The organism is Sulfuricurvum sp. (genome assembly GCF_022759005.1).
In the GTDB taxonomy this organism is placed as follows: domain Bacteria; phylum Campylobacterota; class Campylobacteria; order Campylobacterales; family Sulfurimonadaceae; genus Sulfuricurvum.
Genome location: NZ_JAEMQA010000051.1, coordinates 26,274 through 50,982, shown reverse-complemented (window position 1 = coordinate 50,982; position 24,709 = coordinate 26,274). Strand labels below are relative to the sequence as shown.

Below are 24,709 nucleotides of genomic sequence, written 5' to 3'. Positions count from 1 at the left end.
AAGGAGCATGCAGTGAAACGTTATGATTTACGTCATTTAAAAGAGAATTTTGCAGGCCGCATGTCCGAAATTATCAAAAATGAAGCGCAAAAAGGTGAAGTGTTGATCTTTTTATTTGAGATCGGCGATTTTACTCCGGTACAACAATCGGCGGATTTGGTTAAAGAGCTTGGTTGCGAGCTTATGAACTCGTTGAAATTCAACGAAGCTGACTGGACCATTGTGGTCAAGAAATAAGGAAACCTTGTGAGTAAAGTCTATTTCTCCACATGGCGGGGTGAGCAGATCAATAACATCGGCAAAAATGAAGATGCTTGGGAAAATTCTGCATACAACCTTCCGTTGGAATATAACGAGCACGCATCGTCCAAAGCGTTTATTGGATGGGACGGTGTAGCGCTGTTTAATCCCGATGTTGACGTGGTTCGTTTAGCGACGGAATACGCGGCGCAATATCAGGTTTATTCTGAGGCATGCGGGCGTTGTGCTCCGGGGCGATGGGGCGGACGTATTTTGTATGATTTGCTCGATAAAATTGCACGCGGAGAGGGATCGGTATCGGACATGGATCACCTAAAAGAGGTCTCCAAAACAATGCAGGAGACCTCTAAGTGCGAGATCGGTAAAACGGTTCCGAATCCATTGCTGGATTTGATGACCCATTTTGAGTCTGAGTTTATGGCGTGCATCGAAAACCAAAAACCCTCCAAGCACTACCATTTGCAAGATACCAGCTATATTGCAAAAATTACCGCGCCGTGTATGGATGCGTGTCCTGCACACGTCGACATTCCGGCGTATATCGAGGGTGTTCGCGACTTGCGTTTTGATGATTCATTGATGGCGACGCGACAAACGATGCCTCTTGCTCATACCTGCGGGCGTGTTTGTCCTCACCCGTGTGAGACCGAGTGCCGCCGCACGAATTTGGATGAGCCAATTTCGATCATGGAGCTCAAACGTTTGGGCGCCGATTATGAGACCGATCACGGGTTCGGGTTTTTCCACCCGAGTGAGAAAAAAGCACCGGTAGGGAAAAAAGTAGCGGTTATCGGAGCGGGTCCTGCGGGATTGACGGGGGCGTATTACCTTGCATTGGACGGAATTGACGTCGATGTGTATGAAGAACTTCCGGTTCTCGGTGGCGAGGTAGCGGTCGGGGTTCCTGAATACCGCATGCCGATTGATAAATACAACCAAGACATCGAAGCGGTACGTTCTTTAGGGGTTAATTTCATTACGAATACCAAAGTGACCGCCGATATGATGCGTCAGTTCGAGAACGACTACGATGCGGTTTTGGTAGCGACAGGTACCCGCATTTCGAAAAAAGTCTATTGTGACAATGAACGTTCCGAAATCCAAGGATACTGGGGAGCAATCGACTTTTTGGACAAAGTCAATCTCCAAGTCAAATACGACATCATGGTAAACGAAGCGGATCAAAAACGCCATATGCTGCCTAGTGATTTCGTCGATTTGAGCGGGAAAACGCTCGTGTGTGTCGGGGGCGGATTTACCTCGATGGACGTTGTCCGCTGTGCGATTCGTGCGAATGCGGCAAAAGTTGTCATGCTCTATCGACGTGATGAAGCGACGATTATCAAAAATACGACCTATGAAGAGTATCACGAAGCGGTCGAAGAGGGTGTTGAATTTATCTTCCACTCGGCAGTTGCGGCGATAAAAGATGAAAATAATGTTCTCAAATCACTGGTGATTGATCGGTTTGAACTTGTTCCCGATCCAAACGGCGGGCGTCCGACGTTGGAGAAAATCGAAGGGGCAAGTTTTGAGATGGAGTGTGATTATCTCATCCCTGCGGTATCTCAAAGCGCCGATTTGAAACTTCTTCCGGAAGAGTGGGAGATTGAACGTACCTCATGGGCTACGATCAAAACCAACGGGAAAGATTATATGACGTCACGCAAGGGGATCTTTGCGGCAGGCGACTGTGAATACGGTCCGATGACGATTGTCAACGCGGTCGGTCAAGCTAAACGTGCCGCGTCGGTTATCAGCCGTTATGTCCAGAGCGGCGAAATTACATTGAGCGATGAAGAGATTATGGAAGATCACCTCCGTAAACTCAAGGTCTATAACAAAAAAGAGAAGATCAAAGGGTGGCTTCCGGGATTGCCGCGTCAACACAGTGAAGTACTCACCGTCGATGAGCGCAAAGACAATAACCGTGAAGTAAAATACGGCTTTACGCAAGAAGAGGCACTCTCGGAAGCGGAGCGATGTATGCGTTGTTACTATATCGCGATGATCGCGCACTAAGGAGGGATGGATGATTAATTTTACGATCAACGGTCAAAATGTCACCGCTCTCAAAGGGGAGAGTATCCTTCAAGCGGCGCGTAAAGCGGGATTTTATATTCCGACGATGTGTTATTTGGAAAAAACGACTCCGTGTGCTTCATGCCGATTGTGTGTCGTTGAGACCGATAAAACAGACGGTTTTATCCTCAGTTGTCAAACGCCACCGACGGAGGGGCTCTCTGTTACAATTGATTCTGATCGTCTCAAAGCGGAACGTACCAATATCATGCGTCTCTACGATGTCAATCACCCGTTGGAATGCGGCGTATGTGACAAATCGGGTGCGTGTGATCTTCAGAACAAAACATTGGAATTTGGTATTTCGGCACAACATTTCAGTGCAAAAGATCAACACCGCAAAATCGAGCATTGGGGATTAATCAACTACGATCCGTCGTTGTGTATTTTGTGTGAAAAATGTGTCCATGTCTGTAATGAGATTATCGGAGACGATGCGATTGAGCTTCAATTCGGAGGGTACAAATCGTCCGTTATTCCGAAAAACAGCGATACGCTTGATTGTACTTTTTGTGGTGAGTGTATCGCGGTATGTCCCGTCGGTGCATTGGTCAGTTCGCAGTTTCAATACAGCGCGAACGCATGGGAACTCTCGAAAATCCCTGCAACGTGTGTCCACTGCTCGGCAGGGTGTTCGTTGATGTATGAAGTACGTCACACTTCCAATTCACTCGGTGCCAAAGATAAAATTTATCGTGTTACGAATGATTTCGAGCACACGACACTCTGCGGTGCGGGACGTTTTGGATTTGATTTCTCATCTGAGGGGTCAAAGGACGGAGAAGAATTTGCAAAAGCTATTGACGCGATTAAAAATGCCGATGCGATCCGATTTAGTTCATTGATTACCAACGAAGAGGCGATGATTCTCCAAACGCTCAAAGAAAAATTGGGTTTCAAACTGTATAACGAAGAGGCAAGAGCGTATCAGAATTTTATGAATGCGTTTGGTTCTATCAGCGGAAAAATTGGTTTTGGCGGAAGCTTGGATGCGATCAAGCAAAGCGACGGCATTATTGTCCTCGGCGGACGTGTTTCGAGTGATAACCCTGCGGTGCGTTATGCAATGACGACTGCGGCTCGTCATAACGGAGCCAAAGTGGTGTATATGCACCCGATGGAAGATGAACTCCTCCAAAACGTAGTGACCCAGTTTGTAAAATACGAAGTGGGAACCGAAGAGGGCGTTATTGCGATGCTTGCTAAAACGCTTCTCGAAACGGCCGATTTAAGCGAAGAGAGCCGCGCTTATTTTGATGGCTTGGACGAAGGGTATTTGTGCGCGGAATCAAACGTCGGTGATGAAGAGTATGCGCGTATCGCAAAAACATTTGCCCGTGCAAAACGAAAAACACTTGTTATCGGCAGCGACGTATTGACACACAAACGTTCGGCAAACATTGCCCGTTTGTGTGCTATGATCGAAACGTACAGTGAATTTGCGGTTGTTGTCGTTCCGACGAGCGTTAATACGGTCGGCGTCTCGTTGATCTGTGATTTGGATACGGATAACGGCGGTGAACGTGTTGTGGGGTACAATGCGTCCGGCACATATACCATCGGCTCGCTCGGTGGTGTAAATCTAGGCTTGGCACCTCTAAACAGCCAAGAGGGGACATTTGTCAGTTTGAACTATCAAGTGCTTCCAACCAACGTCGCTGTTTCGTATGAAGGGTACACTCTCAATGATCTTGCTTCGTCATTAGGTGTGGTTGCTGAAAATACCATCGATTACACTGCGAAGCTTCCAAAAGAAAAAGGGTTTAACGGATCGGTGTTTGATGAACTCGGTAATTTCTACAGTGCGTTGGGTGAAGATCAACGCGGTTATCTGCTAGAAAATCGCGATGTCCGCGCGGATGGAAAACTCGAAGAGATCGACGATTTACCGGAGTTTAACGGTACGGTTGTGTATCGCTGCAATCCGGTTAATCAGTTCAACGGATACACCGCACAAGCACAACAGCTTGAAAAAGAGGCAGTATTGAGTGGTTCAGCTCAATTTGCGGCTGCCGCAAAAATCAGCGATGGTGATAAAATTCGCCTTGAATTTCCTCAAAGCACTCAAGAACGGATTTTTAAACTTGATCCTGTATTAAAAGGGACAATTGCGCTGGTTCCGGCATACGATGTTGGATTCGGCGGATTGAATGAACAATACCGTTTTGAAAAGGTGAAAATTATGAGGGTAGGGAGTGAATCATGAATGAAATCACGATTACCATAGACGGTCGTGCGATTAAAACCCAAGAGGGTGAATACATTCTTAATGCGGCACGTGCGAATGGTATCTTTATTCCGGCAATTTGTTATTTGACGCGCTGTTCGCCGACATTGGCGTGCCGTATCTGTTTGGTCGAAGCGGACGGAAAACAGGTTTATGCGTGTAATGCAAAAGCGAAACAAGGGATGGATATTACGACAACCACTCCGAATATTCTTGCGGAACGCCGTGCGATTATGGAAGTATACGATGTAAATCACCCGTTGGAATGCGGTGTTTGCGATCAGTCTGGAGAGTGTGAACTTCAAAACTATACCCTTGAAGTCGGAGTCGATTCCCAAACGTATTCGATCAAAGACACTCACAAACCGGCACAGAATTGGGGATTGCTCCACTACGATCCGGCATTGTGTATCATGTGTGAGCGTTGTATAACCGTCTGTAAAGATATGATCGGAGATGCTGCCCTCTCTACTGTAGCCCGTGGATCAGACGCAATTGAAGCAACATTCAAAGAGTCGATGCCGAAAGACGCCTACGCGATGTGGAATAAACTCAACAAATCGTTGATTGCCCCTAACGGCGGCGATACCCTTGATTGTACCAACTGCGGTGAGTGTTCATCCGTATGTCCTGTCGGTGCGTTGGTAAGTTCAGATTATCAATACACGTCAAACGCGTGGGAGCATAAACAGATTCCGGCAACGTGTGCGCACTGCTCTGCTGGGTGCCAAATCAGCTACGACATCAAGCACACCAGTATTGCCAATACCGAACCGAAAATTTACCGTGTGAAAAACGAGTGGAATTATGTATCGTTGTGCGGCGCAGGACGTTACGGCTTTGACTTTGAAAATCGCGATGTGAGAAAAGATGCTGTGGCGTTTGAGAAAGCACTCGATGCGTTCAAAAAAGCCGATACGATCAAGTTCACTTCGACGATTACCAACGAAGAGGCAATGATCCTTCAAAAACTCAAAGAGAAATTGGGTCTTCGATTGGTCAATAACGAAGCGTTGGCATTCAAAAACTTTTTGATCGGCTACAGTACAATCAGCGGAAAATCACTCTACGGCGGTGATTTGAAAATGGTTCATGCGGCTGATTTCGTCGTATCGATCGGAAGCGCTTTGAAAACGGATAACCCGAATGCCCGTTTTGCGATGAACAATGCCCTCTCCATGAACAAAGGTGCGGGACTCTATTTCCATCCGATCAACGATCCGGTTATTGAGGGGATGTCCAAAAATATCACTCAAATCAATCACGCTCCGATGATGGAAGAGGCGGCATTGTATTTGATGCTCGATCTTTTCGGAGACAAAGCCGCGATGCCATCGAGCATTACAGAGTACCTCTCGACATTCCACTCTACCAAAACCGTAACGGTTGAAGAGAGTGTGGATGAAAAAGTGACCGAAACAGTGACGAAAAAAGTGCTCAATGAAGAGACCGGCGTGGAAGAAGAGGTGAGTGAAGAGGTCACCAAAACGATCAAGAAAAAAGTCTCCAAAGAGGTAGAAGTGGATGAAAATGCCCTTTTTGCCCTTTTGAATGCCCCTGCAGGATTTGCCGATACATTGAGTAAATATTTGGCGAAAAAAGAGACATTTGCATTAATGGTGGGTCCAGATCTCTACACCCATCCAAATGCCGCCAACTGTGCCCGCCTTGTTGCGTTGATTGAAAAATATACCGCGTTTAGTGTTACGATGATTCCTAATCTCTCTAATACGTTAGGTGTCGCGATGATCTGTGACTTGGACGCTGAGTGCGGAAGTTATACGATCGGATACAACACCGACGGCAACTTTACCCTCAGTGCACTCGGAAACGGGGATTTGGATATGCCGGCTTTGAATCAGCAAGAGGGGACGTTGAGCAGTATCGATAAACAAGTCAACCCAACCAATGCGGCATTGCCGTATAACGGGTATGTTTTGAATGATATTGCCAACGCATTAGGATTGAACGCGAAACACACGATTGCGTATACGGCTCAACTTCCTCTTGGCGCAGGATTCAAAGCGATTGAGTTCGATGCATTGCCGAACCATTACACTAATGCGGGTGAAGAGGTTCGCGGGTATGTTTTGGATATTCAGGATGTAGCTACAAATGGTGATGAGAGCGTGAGTGCTTTTGACGCTACCAAAGCGATCAATGACAAAGTGCTCTATTTGGCTAACCCGGTACTTCAATTTTCGCCGTTTACCGCCCGTGCGCACCAACTCCAAAGCAAAGGCGGATTATACGCCTCTGCTTCGGCTATGGAAGCCTCAGGATGGAGCGAAGGAGATCGCGTCAATGTTAAAACCGCACACGGTGATGTGACCGTAACGGTTATCAAAGACGGTAAAATTGAGGGAGATATTACCTATCTTCCGACATTTGATACCGACATTAATTCTGAAGCACTGTTTGACGGCTACCGTTTTACCAGTGTATCAATTCAAAAGGTGTAAAGCATGGATGTAGCATTCATTATTGAGACGATTGCAAAAATCGTTGTCATCTTGTTAATCTTCTCAGCGCTTGCGGGTCTTGGGACCTATTTCGAGCGTAAAGTACTGGCGTTCATGCAACGCCGTCTTGGGCCAATGCACGTAGGTCCGTTTGGATTGCTTCAAGTCGCGGCGGACGGGATCAAACTCTTTACCAAAGAGGATATTATCCCGCAAAACGTTGTCAAACCGATTTTTAAAATTGCACCGATTATTACCGCTGCGACAGCGTTTATGGCGTCTGCGGCGATTCCGTTTTGGCCGCAGTTTACGGTATTCGGATACACAGTGCATCCGATCGTAGCGGATATCAATGTCGGTATTTTATATGTACTCGCGATTATGGCAATCGGGCTTTACGGTCCGCTTCTTGGGGGTATGGCATCAGCGAATAAATGGTCGTTGATCTCTGCAGCACGTAGTGCGGCGATTTTCATTTCGTATGAAGTGATCACCGGCCTTGCGTTGTTGGCTCCGCTGATGATGGTGGGTTCATTGTCGTTAATCGACATCAACAACTACCAAGCCGGAGGAATCACTCACTGGATCGTATGGTCACAGCCGGTTGCGTTTGTATTGTTTTGGATCGCGGCATTTGCGGAAACAGGTCGTACGCCGTTTCACCTTGTTGCAAACGACCATGAGATTATTGACGGTTTCGGTACGGAGTATTCGGGTATGCGTTGGGGGATGTTCTTCATCGGTGAATATGCGAATATGTTCTTTATCTCGTTTGTTATTTCAATCGTCTTCTTGGGCGGTTTCGGGGACGGTACGATTGCGGGTGCAATTCAGCTCTTGTTGAAAGTGTCGTTTTTCTTTTTCTTTTTCCTTTGGACACGTGCTGCTTGGCCGGATATTCGACCTGACCAGTTGATGTGGTTGTGTTGGAAAGTTTTAATGCCGATCGCGGTGCTCAACGTTGTTGGCACCGGTATCGTGATGATGTTCTAAGGAGGTTGGATTATGCATCATGAAGAAGTATTTACAGATCGCAATGTAAGCGAATCATCGGCGTATTATTACGTCGATATTGAAAATTATCCAACCACAGGATGGGATAAGTTTAAACAAGTCGTAAAGCGTACATTTAGCGGTGAGCTTTTCGTAGGGCTTTGGGTTGTATTGCGCGAGATGATCAAATTCGATATCCATACAGTGCAATACCCGCTCGAAAAACTCCCTATCGGACCGCGTTACCGTGCGGTTCATAAACTTTTGCGTTTGTGGGAATCTGGGTATGAGCGTTGTATCGGATGCGGATTGTGTGAAAAAATCTGTATCTCTGATTGTATCCGTATGGACACCCGTATCGATGAGAACAGCCGCAAGGAGGTAACCGAATACAGCATCAATTTGGGACGTTGTATTTTCTGCGGTTACTGTGCGGAAGTGTGTCCGGAACTTGCGATTGTTCATGGACAACGCTATGAAAACGCTTCGGAACAACGTGCCCATTTCGTGATTAAAGACGATATGCTCACACCGCTTGATATGCTCAAAGCAGGTGAACAAGCAGAGTATCCAGGCTTCGGTGCCATTATCCCAGGAAGCGACGCGTCGGTCAAAAAGACCCCGTTGGCGTATTAAGGAGTAGGAATGTTTGAAGCAATTGCTTTTTATCTGTTTGCGGCTCTCACCATTGTGATGTTCACCATCACGGTTATGACGAGTCAAGCGCTATACGCACTTACCGCGATGGCGGCAGGGATGATTTTTATCTCGGCATTTTTCTTTCTTTTGGGTGCCGACTTTTTGGGTGTTATTCAAATTATTGTTTACACCGGTGCGGTGATGGCATTGTATGCGTTTGGGATGATGTTTTTCGATACCACACGAAATGTTGTTGAAAAAGGGACGAATCCTCAAATTGTTTTTGTTTTGGGTGTATTGGCAGCGGTTATGGTCGTGACGATTTTCGTAGCTCCGATTGTCTCTAATAACATTCAAGCACTTTACCCTATCCAGGAAAATATTGGAAATTCACAAGCGGTCGGTATGGTTTTGTTTACCAAATATTTAGTCCCGTTTGAATTGGCAGCCGTTATGTTGCTTGTTGCCATGATCGGAGGAATCGTATTGGCCGGTAAGAAAATGGACAAATCATTGACCCTGATGAAAGAAGAAGAGATCGGCGGTTTGGATGAAGGTTTTGAACCGGAAGCAGGGGGACACTGATGGCAATCACATTGACACATTATCTTGTATTAGCAAGTGTATTATTCGTAATCGGTTTGATCGGGGTTATGCGCCGTAAAAACCTTTTGATGCTCTTTTTCGCAACCGAAATTTTATTGAACGCAACAAACATTGCTTTTGCTGCAATTTCTCATTATATCGGTGATTTGAGCGGCCAAATGTTTGCCTTTTTTATTATCGCGATTGCAGCTTCAGAAGTGGCGATCGGACTTGGGCTTCTCATCGTATGGTACAAACGTACCGGTAAGATCGATCTCGATCAAATGAATTCAATGCGAGGATAGGGTATGGAACTTTACTTATATATTGCGCTGTTTGCTCCGCTGGTAGGGTCGCTTTATTCATCTCTTTTTGCTAGATCGCCTAAGTCGCAACAGGTAGGGATCATCGCATCAGGGCTATTGTTTACCTCATTTGTGAGCAGTACGATTTTGCTCACATATGTGATGGGCGGTCATACCGTTCATACGGAGATGATGACGTGGATAGCGACGGGAGATCTGTATATCCCGTTCGGATTTGTCGTGGATCAAGTGAGCGTCGTGATGATGATGGTTGTAACCATCGTCTCTACGGTTGTTCATGTTTATTCCATCGGATACATGGACCATGATAAAGGGTTTAACCGCTTTTTTGCATGGCTCTCAGCGTTCGTATTCTCGATGATGGTTTTGGTTATGAGCGATAACTTCGCCGGACTTTTCATCGGATGGGAAGGGGTCGGTTTGTGTTCATGGGGTCTTATCGGATTCTGGTATCACAAAGAGTCAGCCACTTGGGCGGCAAACGAAGCGTTCATTATGAACCGTATCGCCGACCTTGGGATGCTGATCGGTATTTTCTTGGTTTATTGGAATGTCGGATCACTTCAATACGACGTGGTATTTTCTGAGATCGGAAACCTTCAGCCCGTGATCATTACTTGGATCGGTATTTTCCTCTTTATCGGTGCGATGGGTAAATCGGCTCAATTCCCGCTTCATACATGGCTTGCCGATGCGATGGAGGGTCCAACTCCGGTTTCGGCATTGATCCATGCCGCGACGATGGTTACCGCAGGGGTTTATCTCGTCGTTCGTGCAAATCCGATTTATGATTTGATTCCGAATGTCGGGATCTTCATCGCGAGCCTCGGTGCATTTGTAGCCCTTTTTGCGGCTTCGATGGCACTTGTTAACCGTGATATGAAACGGATCATCGCTTACTCTACGTTGTCACAACTCGGATACATGTTCGTAGCGGCAGGATTGGGTGCCTATTGGGTTGCATTGTTCCACCTTATGGCGCACGCGTTCTTCAAAGCACTCTTATTCTTGGGTGCAGGTAACGTCATGCACGCAATGCACGATGAACTAGACCCGTTCAAAATGGGGGGATTGCGCAAAGTGATGAAAGGGACATTCGTTATGATGACCCTTGCGTCGGTTGCATTGGCTGGGATCTATCCGTTTGCCGGATTCTTCTCAAAAGATTTGATTTTGGAAGTCGGATTTGTCGAACACCACTATGTTATCTATACCGTGTTGCTATTGACGGCAGGATTGACAGCGTTTTATTCATTCCGTCTTGTTGCGTTGATCTTCCACGGAGAAGAGCGTTACAAACTGTTCGGTATCCATCCGCATGAAGCGTATAAATTTATGCTTGTAGCGATGTCACCGTTGCTTGTTTTGGCGATCATTGCGGGATCATTTAAAATGACCTATTTCCAATTGGTGATGAATTTGCTTCCTGCAACACAGTATCACGTACATGATCACACAACCTTTTGGATTATGACGATCGGAACACAGCTGTTTGTTATTGCGGCAATTTTGTTTGCGTATAAAAAATACAGCAATTGGAGCAGTGTACCCGATGGTTCTTCGGCAATGGAGAAAAGTTTCTTCTATAAATTGTTGTGGAATCAATACTATATTCCTAAAATGTATGAAGAAATTTTTGCAAAACCGTACGCGGAACTTTCACGCATTGCATGGAAACAAATCGACCTTAAAATCGTTGATGCGACTGTTGATGCCATTGCAAACGGAATTTACAAAACGGGAGAGAATACGCGTGACATCCAAAACGGGAACCTTTCAACGATGCTTCGCTGGATGGTTGTCGGTTTGGTGGTATTGTCGATTCTTGCCGTTGCCTTTACCGTTGGATACAACGTTGTTGGCGCTTAAGGAGTAATGATGATAGATCATATTTTAACACTTTTAATTTTCTTCCCGGCATTGGCGGCAATGCTCGGGTTCGTTGTCACCAAAGACAGCATACGTGCTTATGGTATTGCGGTTGCGGGGATCGAGTTTTTACTCTCATTGTGGTTGTGGTATGCGTACGATCCGATGGTTTCAGGGATGCAGTTTATGGAAGCGGCTCCGCTTATTCCGGCATTCGGAATTAATTATCTGCTTGGGGTTGACGGTATTTCGCTCTTTATCATTATCCTTTCTACGTTCTTTACGTTGATCGGGATAGCGTCATTGACGGAAAAACGACGTATCAAAGATTTGATTATCACGTTGCTTTTCCTTGAAATGACGATGGTAGGTGTGTTCGCGGCATTGGATGCAATTGTGTTCTATGTGTTTTGGGAATTTTCATTGGTACCGATGCTTTATATCATCGGTGCATGGGGTGGACCGCTTCGTATTTATGCATCGGTTAAATTTTTCTTGTATACCTTTACGGGATCACTGGTAATGCTCGTCGGTATGCTCTTTATGGCATATTTTTATTACCAAGCGACAGGTCAATGGAGTTTCGCTATTCTTGAGTGGTATCGCTTGATATTGCCGGAAAATTTCCAACTATGGCTCTTTGTTGCATTTTTCTTGGGATTTGCGATCAAAGTTCCGATGTTCCCGTTCCATACATGGCTTCCGTACGCACACGGTCAAGCACCGACCATCGGTTCGGTAATCTTGGCAGCGATTTTGCTCAAAATGGGAACCTATGCGTTTGTCCGTTTTTCATTGCCGCTGTTTCCGGATGCGTCCGTTTTCTTTATGATCCCGATTGCAGTCATCGCGATTATCATGATCATTTACACCGCTATGGTGGCGTATGCGCAAGAAGATATTAAACAAGTTGTTGCGTACAGCTCGATCTCCCATATGGGGGTTATTATCCTCGGAACATTCGCATTGAACGTCGAAGGGGTAAGCGGTTCGGTCTTCTTGATGCTGGCACACGGTGTCGTTTCGGGTGCTCTGTTCTTGCTTGTCGGCGTAATTTATGATCGCCGTCATACAAAATTGATGTCTGAATTCGGAGGACTTGCTTCGGTAATGCCACGCTATGCGACAATTTTCGGAATTATGATGATGGCATCCGTAGGTTTGCCGCTTACGATTAATTTTGTCGGGGAATTCTTGAGTTTACTCGGGTTTTACAAACAGTCGCACATGTTGACATTGACTGCGGGTACGGCAATTATCGTGGGCGCAATCTATATGCTTAGCGCGTATAAAAAAGCATTTTTCGGTAATGTAACCAATGAAGAGAACAAAAAGCTCAAAGATATCAATAAAACCGAACTCGTTGGATTGATTCCGTTGACAATCGTCGCTATATGGCTCGGTGTCTATCCAAAACCGATACTAGAGCCTATCAACAACAGCGTTGAATCGGTTATTCAGCTAATGCATGACAAAGCACAAAGTGCAGAAGCAAAAGTCCGTATTCCTGATCTCTCAGGTAAAAACGGAACAAATACTATGCAGGAGGCGTACTAATGTTAGAGCCGATTCATGTTGCATTAGGGTCGCTGAACATAGCGACACTGGCTCCGATGCTCATCGCAGTTGTCGGTGCCTTGTCAATTTTGATTATTGATCTGGCAAAGGGGGGATTGCACAAATCACTCTACGTCATGATAGCGTTGCTATTTCTGTTGCTGGATTTGGGCGCATTGGTTGATTTCGGAGGTCTTTTCCTCAAAAACGGAACCATCTTAGGATTCTTTGATGTGATGTTGATGGACGGAATCGCGATTATGTCTCAGATTATCATCGTTGCGGGTTCGATGCTCTTTATCCCTTTGGCGCTCACTTCAAAACGGTTCCATGAATACGATTATCCGGAATATTTCGCCCTATTCTTGTTCATGATCGCAGGTTTTCAGTTTATGGTCGCAACCGACAATCTGATTATGATTTTCATCGGTCTTGAGACGGCATCATTGGCTTTGTACACACTAATCGCGTTGCACAACCGTTCAAAATCGTTTGAAGCGGCAGTCAAATACTTCACGATGGGTGCTTTGGCAGCCGGTTTTTATGCGTTCGGGTCGATGATCTTGTATGCGATCAGCGGTTCAGTAGAGATGAACCAAATCGCAACGATTTTGGCCGAAGATCACTACAGCAATATCGGGTATGTCCTGTTATCTATGGCGTTTATGATTGCGGCATTCGGATTCAAACTCTCGATGGTTCCGTTTCACACGTGGACACCGGATGTGTATGAAGGCTCATCTGCAGCGTTGGCGGGATATATGTCTATCGTTCCGAAAATCGCGGCGTTTGTCGTTGCGATGCGTTTGTTTGAGTTCTTGGTACACAGCGGTGTCGCATGGCTTCAAGTGATTTTGTATATCGGTGTCGTTGTGACAATGACGGCTTCAAACATATGGGCGTTGGTGCAAAGCGACGTTAAACGGATGTTGGCGTACAGTTCGATCAGCCATGCCGGATTCGTTATGGCGGCAGTGCTTATCGGTACAACACAATCGAATACAGGACTCTTTTTGTACTGGGCATTGTTTAGCTTTACCAATCTCGGAGCGTTTACTATGATATGGGTAAACCGTCAAAAGAACCTTCTTCCGGGGCAAAGTTCAGACCATCCGTATGAGAAATTCTCAGGTATGGTTAAAACGATGCCGATGGGAGCGGTGATGATGGGTCTCTTTATGCTCTCTCTCGCAGGGATCCCGCCGTTCGGTCTGTTCTGGGGTAAAATGTACATGATCGGATCAGCCGTCACATCGGGCTATACCGTATTGGCATTGATTATGGCATTGAACTCGGCAATCGCAGGGTACTATTACCTCAAATTGATCGTATTTATGTTCATGAAAGAGCCGATGGTCGGATACAACCAATTTTATTTCATGAATGCGTCGTTATCACTCAAAACGATCATCGGGATTGCGGCTGTCGGAACCATTTTTGCCGTTTTCGCCGTAAATCCGTTGTTGAAAGTTATTACGCTGTTCGTGTATAATAGCGGCTATTAAAAGGAACAGTAGGGGGAAGTATTGCGATATTGGATCTTACTCTCCCTGTCTCTTCCCCTTTTTGCGCTAGAACTCTCGATCCAAAGCGGTAAAGAGGGGGGAGAAAAATACAGTGTATTTCATCTAAGAGACTCTACCCCTTTTGCTTGTGAATCGAGCGTCGATGAATTTGGTGAAACACGGCGGATAGATTGCCGTTTCTCTCGTGCTCCAAAACACAGTTTTTCCCCGATTGACAATGAACTTCTAAAAATTTCTGCCGCATCTTCCGCAAAAGGGTATGTCATTACTCTCCTTCCGAAGGCAAAAATGAAATTGATGCCGATCAATTTCGATCTTACTAAAGAAGCTCAGACCTATCAAAATGATGTGAAAAATGCGACTCATTGGAGTGTTGTCGGGTATAAAAGGACTCTCCCTCTTGTGGATAAAGGGTCCGTATCTCCAAATGCGATCAATTTCCCGATCAAGGTAGCCAAAAATTCTCCCCCTTATGTCGGTGGGCTTGACCTCAAAGGCAACCCAATCAAGATCAGCCGTGTTCAAGATGTCACCGATTATATGGACATGAAAAAAGCGTACGTGGCTAAAAAATACGATACCGTTCTTGAAAAAGTGAATGATACACTCAAAGAGTATCCCAATACTGTCTTTAAAAACGAGTTGATGCTGTATCAGATTCGTGCCTACCATCAGCTTGGAGAGTTTGAGAAATTGCTTGCCGCATCGAAAAAGTTTATGCGCGAATACTCGGGTGATTCCAATGTTGCAGAGGTGCTTGCCTATACGGCGAATGCCTATAGCAAACTGGGACAAGTCAACGATGCCGACTACTATTTCGATCGACTGTTCGATGAACATGAAGAGAGTCCGTTTGCACCGCTCGGCATGGTTTACAAAGCGGAGCAATCCGAAACAACGGGTGATCTGAAAAAAGCCAGAAACTTTTATGAGCGGGCATTGACCACGACTTCGGATGTTGCAATCGCATCGAAAGCGGCTTTCAATCTTGCTCAACTAGAGCTCTCAAGCAATGGCGATCTTAAAAAGGCCTCCGAATACGTCGATAAAATCGCAAGTGCCAATCCGGGTTATTTTAGCGAAGTGCGAAGTGAAGCAATGACCATGGCAGAAACCTTTTTCGATCGGGATGCTCCGAAGACGGCAGCACGGATAACTGAAGCATTGTTAAACAAAACCGATAAAAAATTAGATGATTATCAACTGCTGCTTCGAAATCTTGGTCTTCAGCTCGCTAAAGCGGGAAAACGAAATGAAGCGTTAAAACGGTTCAATGAATATCTTGAGCAATTCAAATACGGTGAATATGCCGAAGAGATACGTCATGCAAAAGACGGATTATTTTTTGATGATGGGGATAAGAATACGACCAAATTGATCAAAAAATACGATGATCTGATCGAACGTTACGGCAATGACGCGGTAGGAAAAAAAGCACTCTATAAGAAAGCACAACTTTTGCTTGCAGAGAAAAACTATAAAGCCATTTTAGATATTGAGAGCGATCTCTATCGACTTGACTCAGCCGAATTCCCTGAAACAACGTCAATCATCACAAAGAGTGCGATCGGTTTGACGAAAAATTACCTCCAGCAGGGAAAATGTGTCGAAGCGATGAAGCTCCAAAAAATGTACAAAGTCAAATTGCTTCTCGAATGGGATGAGTCATTGTTCAACTGCGCACTGAAAACGACGCAGTTTCCTGCGGCAAAAACGATCGCGCAACGTCATCTCAAGGCCCCTTCGGTTGCTGAACGGGAACTTTGGCTGTATCGTTTGGTCAAAACACAGTTTGAATTGGGCGAATACAAAGATGCGATCAAAGGGGGAAATGAACTTATTACCCTACTCGGTGTTGAAAAAAATCCGCCGCTGAATGATATTTACCGTATCATGTTTGATACAGCACAACGGGTTGGCGATAGCGATGCGATGATTCGAAACATCAAAGCGGTCGAATCGGCATTTCCGAACGATTTCAAAGATATCGAACGCTACAACCAAATGGTGAGTTTGGGACTTAAACGCAAAGATGAAGCGATGACACAAACCTACGGACGAAAAGTCATGGCATTGCAAGAGAGAACGAAAACGTATACCCAAAGTCCGTTTATTGAATTTACGTTGGCACAGTCGTATCAAAATTTAGGCAAAGATACCGATGCCCTCAATACACTAAAAACATTGAATAAACAAAAATTGAGTAATGAAAAACGTTCTCGTCAGCAATATTTGATCGGAGCGATCGAACAGCGTCTAGGTCACAAGCGAGAGGCCAGAGATGCATTTAATGCGAGTATCAAGGCTGATCCTGCTTCGGCATGGGGAAAATTGGCCAAAGATGCTTTGGCTCTATTGTAAGAGCTTTTTGGCTCTTGTGTAGAGTTCAGCACTGCTACCGCTCGCATCGAGGGCGAATTGATGCGCGTTGAATGTTTGCTGGCGCTTGGCCAATTGCGCAGTATGGGTTGTAATCAGCTCTTGCAATGTTTCTTTGGTAATTTTTCCGTCTAAATATTCCAACACTTCGATAATGCCGATTGCTTTCATGCTGTTTGGAGCTCTGCCGTAAAGACGCTCCAGTTCCGCGACTTCGTCGATTAGCCCCATGGAGAACATCTTTTGTGTTCGCAAACTAATCCGTTCTTTCAAGGTATCGCGTTCAATGTGTAAATTCAGCACCGGACATTCATTGATGATCGGCACTGGGGGATGATCTTGAAACCATTTTGAAGGGGGAATGGAAGATTCGAGATAAATCAGTAGCAGTTTTTCGATTCGGTAACGATCATTCGGAGCAATTTTCTCCATGCTGTGAGGATCGACACTGCTGAGCAATCGATAACATTCTTCCAAATTACCCAACATCTCTTTGGCGCTCAGAAGTGTTTTTGCAGAGTATTCCGGAATTTTGGAGAGCCCATCGAGCATGCTTTTGAGATAAAAGCTGCTCCCCCCTACAATGATAATATTTTTACCTGCAAATAAGGCGTGTTCCTCTATTCGGCGGTATTCATCGATAAAGGTAAATACGCTTGCGGTTTCATCCGGTGAGAGTCGATCAATGCCGAAGTGCCGGATGAGATTCAGTTCGTTTTTGGAGGGTTTTGCCGAGGCAATATCGATCTCTTTGTAGATGCTTAGTGAATCAATCGACAAAATCTCAGCGTTGCATTCTCGTGCCAAAGAAAGTGCCAAATCGCTTTTTCCCGATGCCGTGGAGCCGATAATTGCTAATTGTTTCATGGTTGACATTATACCGCATGGGAGGGGATCCGTTTTGATAAGGCACCCTTAAAGAGTTTTTACGATAAAATAAAAGTCATTTGATTGATAAGGAAACGTGTGAAACGGTTGAGAAAAAGGTTACAGGATTTTAACGAGCTCGTGATGTTTCAACACAGCGTCTTTTCTCTGCCGTTTATCTTTATAGCAATGATCGTCGCCGCGAACGGATGGTTTGGGTTTAAATTGCTTATCCTAGGTACATTGGCTGCAATGAGTGCCCGAAATGCGGCTATGGGGTTTAACCGTTACGTTGACCGTGTGTTTGATGCAAAAAATCCGCGAACTGCGAATCGTCCAAGTGTTGATGGCCGTTTGGACGGAGCGTCCATTGCGATTTTTACGACGGTCAATGCCCTTGTTTTTATGGCAGTTGCCTATTTTGTCAATGAGACAGCGTTTTATCTGAGTTTTCCGGTTTTGATGGTGTTGCTCAGCTACTCGTATTTCAAGCGATTTAGTTCGATGGCCCATATCGTCCTTGGGATTTCACTCGGACTCGCACCGATGGCGGGAGCGATTGCGGTATTGGGGAATACCCCTTTATGGTCGGTGCTGCTGAGCATTGGCGTTGTTTTTTGGGTTGCAGGGTTTGATTTGCTCTATTCGCTGCAGGATATGGAGTTTGACAAGAGCAACGGTTTGCACTCTATCCCCTCGCGATTCGGTAGTTCGGCGACACTCAAAATATCGGCATTTTTCCATATCGTGAGCGTTCTCTTTTGGGGGGGGTTCGTGTATGTGGCAGCGCTAGGCTCATTTGGTGAATTAGCGGTTATTTTTGCCGCAGGGATGCTGACGTATGAACACTATCTGGTTCGTAAAGATTTTACAAAAATCGATCGGGCCTTTTTTACCGTAAACGGATATTTGGGATTTGTATTTCTTGGTTTGATTATTTTAGATAAGGTACTAATATGGACAATATAAGATTGGTTCCCTCGACACTCGATTTGGCATACGAAGAGTTAGGGGAAAATACGGATACGTTTGAGCGGGAATTTAATGTTATTGGCGAATCGGAAGAAAATTCGATCACGCAGGGGATTAAGCATGCCAAAATGCGCGGTGAAGCGGATGAAACCAGCATCCTTATTCTCAATATCCTCGCTGAACTCTATCGAAAGATGGACAAGATCGAACACCTGCTTGTTCATGGGAATTTGAAGCGACTTGCTCTTGCATCGACTGGATTGATCGAGAGTATCGGACTGGAACACTTCAAGCTCACATCAGAGGTATTGGAAGTTGGAAAACGCTACTATGGGCGTGTTGAAATTCCTACTTTTCCAAAACGGGAGATCGCTTTTTATTTTGAAGCAATCGAACCCACTCTGGCTAAAATTGAGAAAATTCATGTACGGGACAAAGAGGCATGGGGCTATTTTATGGTGGCGTGCGAACGGATTATGATTCGCCAATTAAAAGGGCTTGAATGAATCATTCAATCGAAATAGCACTTGTTGTGCTGACGGTAGTAGTTGTAGGACTTATCTACTATATCGTCACCAAAGAGGGGGAAGTCTCCTCTCAGATCCGTTCAATCGCAAAAGCGGTGGATGATCTGCACCGTGAACTGTTTGCGATGGATAAACGGCTCAAGCAAGAGTTGGAGATTGTAACATCGCTTCAAGAGAGTGTTCCCCGTGAACAAAATTCGCTCCATGCCGAACTCGGGCGTGAGGTCAACGAACTCTCGGTTCCAATCTTGGAGTCGCTCACAACCATCGAAGAGACATTCGGTGTATACAAAGAGAAAACCGAAAATCGTCTCCGCTATCTTGAAGAGCGCATTCGCAATCTCTCTCTTCCGACATCGATTAGCGGTATGGATGATGAAAAAGTGATTAGCCGCTACAATCAGGGTGTTGATATCGATACCATCGCCAAAGAGCTCCGTTTATCGAAAGCTGAAGTAGAATTTGTTTTAAAAATCAACCAACTCAGATAATTATAAGCTTTATAGGATATAATTTCGTTCTCATTAAAAGATGCGTCCGTAGCTCAGCTGGATAGAGCACCGGTTTGCGGTACCGGCGGTCAGGGATTCGAATTCCTTCGGGCGCACCATCTTCTTTCATTCACCTTTAAGTTCTTAATTCTAATCTTTCGACATTAAAAAGTGACACGTGAAAAAAAATATCCAAATAGAGTTTCATACCAATAAATCCTATTTTTACTTCGGTACACTTATCTCAATTTTGACGATGCTTCCTCAGTTGATCTTCTCTCCCAATCCGACCCATTCGCTGTTTTTGTCGATAACCCTTGTTTTGCTCATTGTCATACCGAAATTCAGCAAGATACTGTTTTCAATTTTTATCATCTTCATCAATCTTAGCAATATAGTGATCGGGCATATTGCACTGCATTGGGGATACGCATTGGCGGATATCAAGCCCCGTATCGAAGTCGCTTTTTTATCGCCGGTCTACGAAACAAAAGAGTATTTGAGCCATTACGTCGATTACCGAGATTATGCATTAGGGGTTTTTACCTTCTTCGTGCTGTTTCTCTTGTTCAAATTTTTGAGACATTTCACCCATTCATATAAAGTTTTTAGGATGATCGGAGCAGGCGTTTTTATTTTGATCCTTTTGAGCGTGACGTTATTTATCAATCCCTTGAGGGAGTTTGAGCCGTTCAGTGTTCCGTGTGAAATCTGTACCGTCATCGAGGACAAAGAGAAAATCGATCACATCTTAAAAACCAGAGCAGAGTTTATCGCTCATTTGGTTATCCCAAAAGCAAATGCGAAAAATCAGCTTTACGATAAGATCATAATCATCATGGGAGAGAGTGTCAATAAAAATCACATGGCGATTTATGGGTATAGCTCTCCCACAACACCGTTTATGAGCTCATTGCAAGGTTCAAAAAATTTCTATCTTTTTAACGCGATCGCTCCGACCAATCAAACCCGATATTCGATCCCGATCGATTTGACCGAAGCAAACGTCCATTATTATGAAAACCGTTATATCCATTCGGGATCGCTACTGACCCATTTCAAAGCCAACGGATACGATACGTATTGGATTTCGAATCAAGGGCGTGCAGGGAAAAATGATTCGACGATTACTTCGATGGCATCAGAAGCCAACGGCACTTTTTTTGCGAATCTCAATTATCTCGATGCCTCACTTGATGAGGTTTTGCTGGAATATTTGGAGAAACAACCGCTCAATTCAAAAAAAGAGATGTACTTATTGCACCTAATGGGATCTCATTCGGATTATGTCAATCGCTACAACAAACAAACGGCACTCTTTAATCCGGCGAAAAATGTAGTCGAAGAGTATGACAATACGATCTACTATACCGACTATGTCGTAAGCCGAATTTTTGACCATTTCAAAGGCAAAAAACTACTTTTGGTCTATCTTTCCGATCATGGTGAAAACATCAATCTCGAAAATAACGGGCATGGATTTTTACCGCCGTATAAAGACGAATACATGGTCCCCTTTGTCATCTACACCAACGTGAAAAATCGACGATTGGATGAACTCTCCAAAGACAATAAAAAAGGGTATTTCAATCTGGAAAATTTGAGCTCAATGATTCGATACGTTAGCGGTATTTCCAATCATAAAAATCTTTCGTATTCCCATGATGTAATGGCGGTTGAGCCTGCTAATATCGTTGATTTCGAGAAGTTAGAGATGTTTAATTAGCGTAGAGAGGATAAAAATCCGTTACGCTTTATTTTTGCGTGCGGCAATTTCACCCAAAAAGCTTTCCAAATCGTATTTGGCACGGTATTGCGGAGTGAGGATATGGATCAGGATATCGCCCAAATCGATAGCGACCCAGTCACCGCTCTCATCAACATAGAGGAATTGTTCTTCGGGTTTTAACCCTTTTTTGAGGTGATCGAGGAGTGCCAGTGTATGACGCTCTCCCAATGAAGAGGCGATAATGACGTAATCGGCGAAATAATCACCCTCTTTGAGATCAAATACTTCGATCGCTTCGGCTTTATTCTGGTCGAGAATAGCGCTAATTTTTTCAATGCGTGAATTCACAGGTTTTCCTTGTAATAGGTTAATATTTTGGATTCGAGCTCACTCTCCAGCCCGAGCGAAGTCAGAGTACGGCGAATGTCACTCGAACAGATCGGGACCTCTACCGATAGATGGATCATCCCCTCCGGAATCGCTATCCCGTCTCGTGATGCAACGACCCATGTGACTCGTCGTTTTAATTCTTCATAACGGTGCCATCGGTGTAAACTCTCAAGATTATCGGCGCCGATGATGAGATAAATCTTATCAAATGTCGGAGCGAAATGCTCTACTGTTTCGATCGTAAAAACACTCCGATTCTGAGTGATCTCAAAATCACTGATCCCTACTTTCTCAAAAGAGGCAAAAATGGTTTTGAGCCAGTCGTATCGAATCGCTCCGTCGGCGATAACGGAGGATTTGAAGGGATTGCGCCATGCGGGGACAATAATCAGCTTATCGATGTCCAAAACATCTAATGCTTTGGTAACGACGGCAACGTGACCGGCATGGGGCGGATCAAAACTTCCGCCATAGAGTGCAAGCTTCATAAGCCTCAACTTTATTTTAATCGAAATTATAACTGATTTTTGGTAAAATCACCCCCTATATTATGTCGGTTTAGGATTAGATGATGGCATTGAAGATTGCATTGAACGGATTTGGTCGGATCGGGCGATGTGTTACCCGATTGATCGCGATGCGTGAGGATGTGGAATTGATCGCTATCAATGATATGGCGTCGATTGACATGATAGTCTATTTGCTTCAAAATGATTCGGTACACGGTTCATTCAAAGCGGATGTACGGATCGTAGAAGAGGGGTATCTTCAGATCGGTAAGAACAAAGTTCGGATCCTGTGTGAAAAAGATCCTCAAAATCTCGATTTCGGTTCTTTGGGAGCAGATGTCGTTTTTGAGTGCAGCGGTCTGTTTTTGACCGGAGCATCGACACGCCACCATTTGGACAAAGGGGTCAAAAAGGTTATTTTGTCCGCTCCGACTCAGGACAGTGCGATCCCGACGTTCGTGTTGGGGGTAAACGAACACCTCTACAACGGTGAGGCGATCATCTCCAACGCATCGTGCACGACGAACTGTTTGGGACCGATCGCGAAGATTATCGATGAAACGTTCGGAATCGAAAAGGGGCTGATGACGACGGTTCATGCCTACACAAACGGGCAGGCGATCATCGACTCGGCACATGGAACCGATATGCGCCGTTCCCGTGCGGCGGCACTCAATATGATCCCGACAACAACGGGCGCGGCAAAAGCGATTAGTATCGTATTGCCGAATTTGGAGGGAAAATTGCACGGGCAAAGCGTCCGTGTTCCGACGCCGGACGTCTCGATGGTTGATTTGAACGTTGTGGTCCAACGCTCTACGACCAAAGAGGAGATCAGCGCCCTTTTCAAATCGTATGCGTCGGGTGCCATGGCGGGAATTTTGGAAGTCGATGAGCGTTATCGTGTTTCGCAGGACTTTGTCGGATCATCGTTCAGTGCCACAGTGGCGGATGATTTGATTCAGGTGATTGGCGGAAACATGATTAAAATCATGGCATGGTACGATAACGAATGGGGTTATTCGAACCGTTTGATCGAAATGGCGTTGTTTATTAGTAAAGTCTAAAGTCATTCCCGCGAAGGCGGGAATCTAGCTGGATCCCCGCCTTCGCGGGGATGACGGAATGAAAATAGAATTAGTAATCTTACAGTAAGAGGAAAAAATGGAATTATTGAACATCAAAGAGTGTGACATTCAAGGCAAAAAAGTATTTATCCGTTGTGATTTTAATGTTCCGATGGACGATTACGGCAATATTACCGATGATCGCCGTATCCGCTCCGCACTTTCTACGATCAATTATTGTCTTGATCAAAATTGTGCCATTATCTTGGCATCACACTTCGGGCGTCCAAAAGGGGAACCGGATGAAAAGTATACTTTGGCGCCGATTGCTCGACGACTGCATCAGCTCTTAAAAGTAGATGTTCTAATGGCCGAAGATGTGGTCGGAGAGAGTGCAAAAAAACTTGCATCCGACCTCAAAGCGGGTGAAATTTTACTGTTGGAAAATCTCCGTTTCGAAAAAGGGGAGACAAAAAACGACCCTGAACTCAGCCAAGCACTTGCTTCGATGGCAGAAATCTATATTAATGATGCATTTGGCGTAAGCCACCGTGCCCACGCTTCGGTTGAAGGAATTACCGCGCACTTCGACCAAAAACATAAAGCCGCAGGGTTTTTGCTCCAAAAAGAGATTCAATTTTTCGGCACGTTATTAGAACGTCCTGTGCGTCCCTTCGCGGCGATCGTCGGCGGTTCAAAAGTTTCAGGAAAACTCGAAGCACTGATCAACCTTTTGCCAAAAGTGGATAAAATTTTGATCGGCGGCGGGATGGCGTTTACATTCCTCAAAGCATTAGGACACAATGTCGGAAATTCGTTGGTGGAAGATGATTTGTTGGGCGAAGCACTCAAAATCATGGAAGAAGCTAAAACACTTGGGGTGAAATTTTATCTTCCGGTCGATGTGGTTGCCGCAGAAAAATTTGCTGCCGATGCAACAAGTCGTTTGTGCAGTGTTCAGGAAATTCCGCAAGGGTGGATGGGACTGGATATCGGACCGGCGACGGTACGTTTGTATCGTCAGGTGCTTAGTGATGTTCAAACGATTCTTTGGAACGGACCGATGGGGGTTTATGAGATGGACCGTTTTGCTCGCGGATCAAATAAAATTGCCCATTTTGTTGCCGATTCATACGCGACGACCGTTGTCGGAGGAGGCGATACCGCTGATTTGGTACAACGCATCGGTTTGGATGAAGAGATGACATTTATTTCAACGGGAGGCGGTGCATCGTTGGAATTGTTGGAAGG

The 24,709-nt window shown here is 45.1% G+C and carries 21 protein-coding genes and 1 tRNA gene; 19 read left to right on the top strand and 3 right to left on the bottom strand.

Translation table 11 applies throughout. From position 1 onward, the window contains the following. Positions 1-12 precede the first annotated feature (12 nt). The 12 genes from JHC35_RS03350 to JHC35_RS03295 are packed head-to-tail and all read left to right on the top strand — an operon-like array spanning position 13 to position 16,888. Complete coding sequence (locus JHC35_RS03350) at positions 13-237, top strand: NADH-ubiquinone oxidoreductase subunit E family protein (RefSeq protein WP_295041979.1); 225 nt, start codon at positions 13-15, stop codon at positions 235-237. A gap of 9 nt (positions 238-246) precedes the next feature. Beyond that, on the top strand, positions 247-2,283 hold the full coding sequence (locus tag JHC35_RS03345) for an FAD-dependent oxidoreductase (protein WP_295041977.1): 2,037 nt from the start codon (positions 247-249) through the stop codon (positions 2,281-2,283). A gap of 10 nt (positions 2,284-2,293) precedes the next feature. Next, a complete protein-coding gene (locus tag JHC35_RS03340; protein ID WP_295041975.1) occupies positions 2,294-4,549 on the top strand; it encodes a 2Fe-2S iron-sulfur cluster-binding protein in 2,256 nt (751 codons plus the stop codon). Further along, positions 4,546-7,032 (top strand): NADH-quinone oxidoreductase subunit G, encoded by a 2,487-nt coding sequence (locus JHC35_RS03335; RefSeq protein ID WP_295041973.1) that lies wholly within the window; start codon positions 4,546-4,548, stop codon positions 7,030-7,032. The genes JHC35_RS03340 and JHC35_RS03335 overlap by 4 nt, the downstream gene beginning before the upstream one ends. A 3-nt stretch (positions 7,033-7,035) precedes the next feature. Next, positions 7,036-8,025, top strand: a complete 990-nt coding sequence (gene nuoH, locus JHC35_RS03330) for an NADH-quinone oxidoreductase subunit NuoH (protein WP_295041971.1) — start codon at positions 7,036-7,038, stop codon at positions 8,023-8,025. Between the two features lie 12 nt (positions 8,026-8,037). Then, positions 8,038-8,661, top strand: a complete 624-nt coding sequence (gene nuoI / locus JHC35_RS03325; protein ID WP_295041969.1) for an NADH-quinone oxidoreductase subunit NuoI — start codon at positions 8,038-8,040, stop codon at positions 8,659-8,661. A gap of 9 nt (positions 8,662-8,670) precedes the next feature. Further along, on the top strand, positions 8,671-9,249 hold the full coding sequence (locus tag JHC35_RS03320) for an NADH-quinone oxidoreductase subunit J (RefSeq protein ID WP_295041967.1): 579 nt from the start codon (positions 8,671-8,673) through the stop codon (positions 9,247-9,249). After that, on the top strand, positions 9,249-9,554 hold the full coding sequence (gene nuoK / locus JHC35_RS03315) for an NADH-quinone oxidoreductase subunit NuoK (protein ID WP_294916165.1): 306 nt from the start codon (positions 9,249-9,251) through the stop codon (positions 9,552-9,554). Before JHC35_RS03320 ends, nuoK begins: the two co-directional genes overlap by 1 nt. A 3-nt stretch (positions 9,555-9,557) precedes the next feature. After that, positions 9,558-11,444, top strand: coding sequence for an NADH-quinone oxidoreductase subunit L (gene nuoL, locus JHC35_RS03310; RefSeq protein ID WP_295041964.1), 1,887 nt, complete (start codon positions 9,558-9,560; stop codon positions 11,442-11,444). Positions 11,445-11,453: 9 nt separating this feature from the next. Further along, complete coding sequence (locus JHC35_RS03305) at positions 11,454-13,001, top strand: NADH-quinone oxidoreductase subunit M (protein WP_295041962.1); 1,548 nt, start codon at positions 11,454-11,456, stop codon at positions 12,999-13,001. Continuing rightward, complete coding sequence (gene nuoN, locus JHC35_RS03300) at positions 13,001-14,506, top strand: NADH-quinone oxidoreductase subunit NuoN (protein WP_295041960.1); 1,506 nt, start codon at positions 13,001-13,003, stop codon at positions 14,504-14,506. The genes JHC35_RS03305 and nuoN overlap by 1 nt, the downstream gene beginning before the upstream one ends. A 21-nt stretch (positions 14,507-14,527) precedes the next feature. Beyond that, positions 14,528-16,888: a flagellar protein gene (locus JHC35_RS03295; RefSeq protein ID WP_295041958.1), complete on the top strand. Its 2,361-nt coding sequence runs from the start codon at positions 14,528-14,530 to the stop codon at positions 16,886-16,888. Here the strand turns inward: JHC35_RS03295 and miaA are convergent. Beyond that, positions 16,880-17,773, bottom strand: a complete 894-nt coding sequence (gene miaA, locus JHC35_RS03290; protein ID WP_295041956.1) for a tRNA (adenosine(37)-N6)-dimethylallyltransferase MiaA — start codon at positions 17,771-17,773, stop codon at positions 16,880-16,882. The two genes, JHC35_RS03295 and miaA, sit on opposite strands and share 9 nt — an antisense overlap. A 99-nt stretch (positions 17,774-17,872) precedes the next feature. Here miaA and mqnP point away from each other — a divergent pair, with 99 nt between their 5' ends. The 5 genes from mqnP to JHC35_RS03265 all read left to right on the top strand — a co-directional run bounded on the left by mqnP (position 17,873) and on the right by JHC35_RS03265 (position 21,489). Then, positions 17,873-18,742 carry a menaquinone biosynthesis prenyltransferase MqnP gene (mqnP, locus tag JHC35_RS03285; RefSeq protein WP_295041954.1) on the top strand — a complete coding sequence of 290 codons (870 nt, stop codon included), beginning with the start codon at positions 17,873-17,875 and terminating at the stop codon, positions 18,740-18,742. Then, positions 18,730-19,251, top strand: a complete 522-nt coding sequence (locus JHC35_RS03280) for a hypothetical protein (protein ID WP_295041953.1) — start codon at positions 18,730-18,732, stop codon at positions 19,249-19,251. The genes mqnP and JHC35_RS03280 overlap by 13 nt, the downstream gene beginning before the upstream one ends. Further along, positions 19,248-19,763, top strand: a complete 516-nt coding sequence (locus JHC35_RS03275; RefSeq protein ID WP_295041952.1) for a hypothetical protein — start codon at positions 19,248-19,250, stop codon at positions 19,761-19,763. The genes JHC35_RS03280 and JHC35_RS03275 overlap by 4 nt, the downstream gene beginning before the upstream one ends. A 42-nt stretch (positions 19,764-19,805) precedes the next feature. Continuing rightward, positions 19,806-19,882: transfer RNA gene (locus JHC35_RS03270), tRNA-Arg, on the top strand. A gap of 59 nt (positions 19,883-19,941) precedes the next feature. Beyond that, complete coding sequence (locus JHC35_RS03265) at positions 19,942-21,489, top strand: phosphoethanolamine transferase (RefSeq protein WP_295041951.1); 1,548 nt, start codon at positions 19,942-19,944, stop codon at positions 21,487-21,489. A 21-nt stretch (positions 21,490-21,510) separates the two neighbouring features. On the opposite strand, the gene rsfS is transcribed toward JHC35_RS03265, so the two are convergent. Both rsfS and nadD read right to left on the bottom strand, forming a co-directional pair. Next, entirely contained in the window at positions 21,511-21,840 is a 330-nt protein-coding gene (gene rsfS, locus JHC35_RS03260) for a ribosome silencing factor (RefSeq protein ID WP_295041950.1), read from the bottom strand. Then, positions 21,837-22,370 (bottom strand): nicotinate (nicotinamide) nucleotide adenylyltransferase, encoded by a 534-nt coding sequence (gene nadD / locus JHC35_RS03255; RefSeq protein WP_295041949.1) that lies wholly within the window; start codon positions 22,368-22,370, stop codon positions 21,837-21,839. Before nadD ends, rsfS begins: the two co-directional genes overlap by 4 nt. A gap of 83 nt (positions 22,371-22,453) precedes the next feature. Between nadD and gap the strand changes: the two genes are divergently transcribed. Next, positions 22,454-23,458 (top strand): type I glyceraldehyde-3-phosphate dehydrogenase, encoded by a 1,005-nt coding sequence (gene gap / locus JHC35_RS03250; protein WP_295041948.1) that lies wholly within the window; start codon positions 22,454-22,456, stop codon positions 23,456-23,458. Between the two features lie 97 nt (positions 23,459-23,555). Further along, positions 23,556-24,709 (top strand): phosphoglycerate kinase (locus tag JHC35_RS03245; protein WP_295041947.1); only part of this gene is annotated, 1,154 nt, incomplete at its 3' end.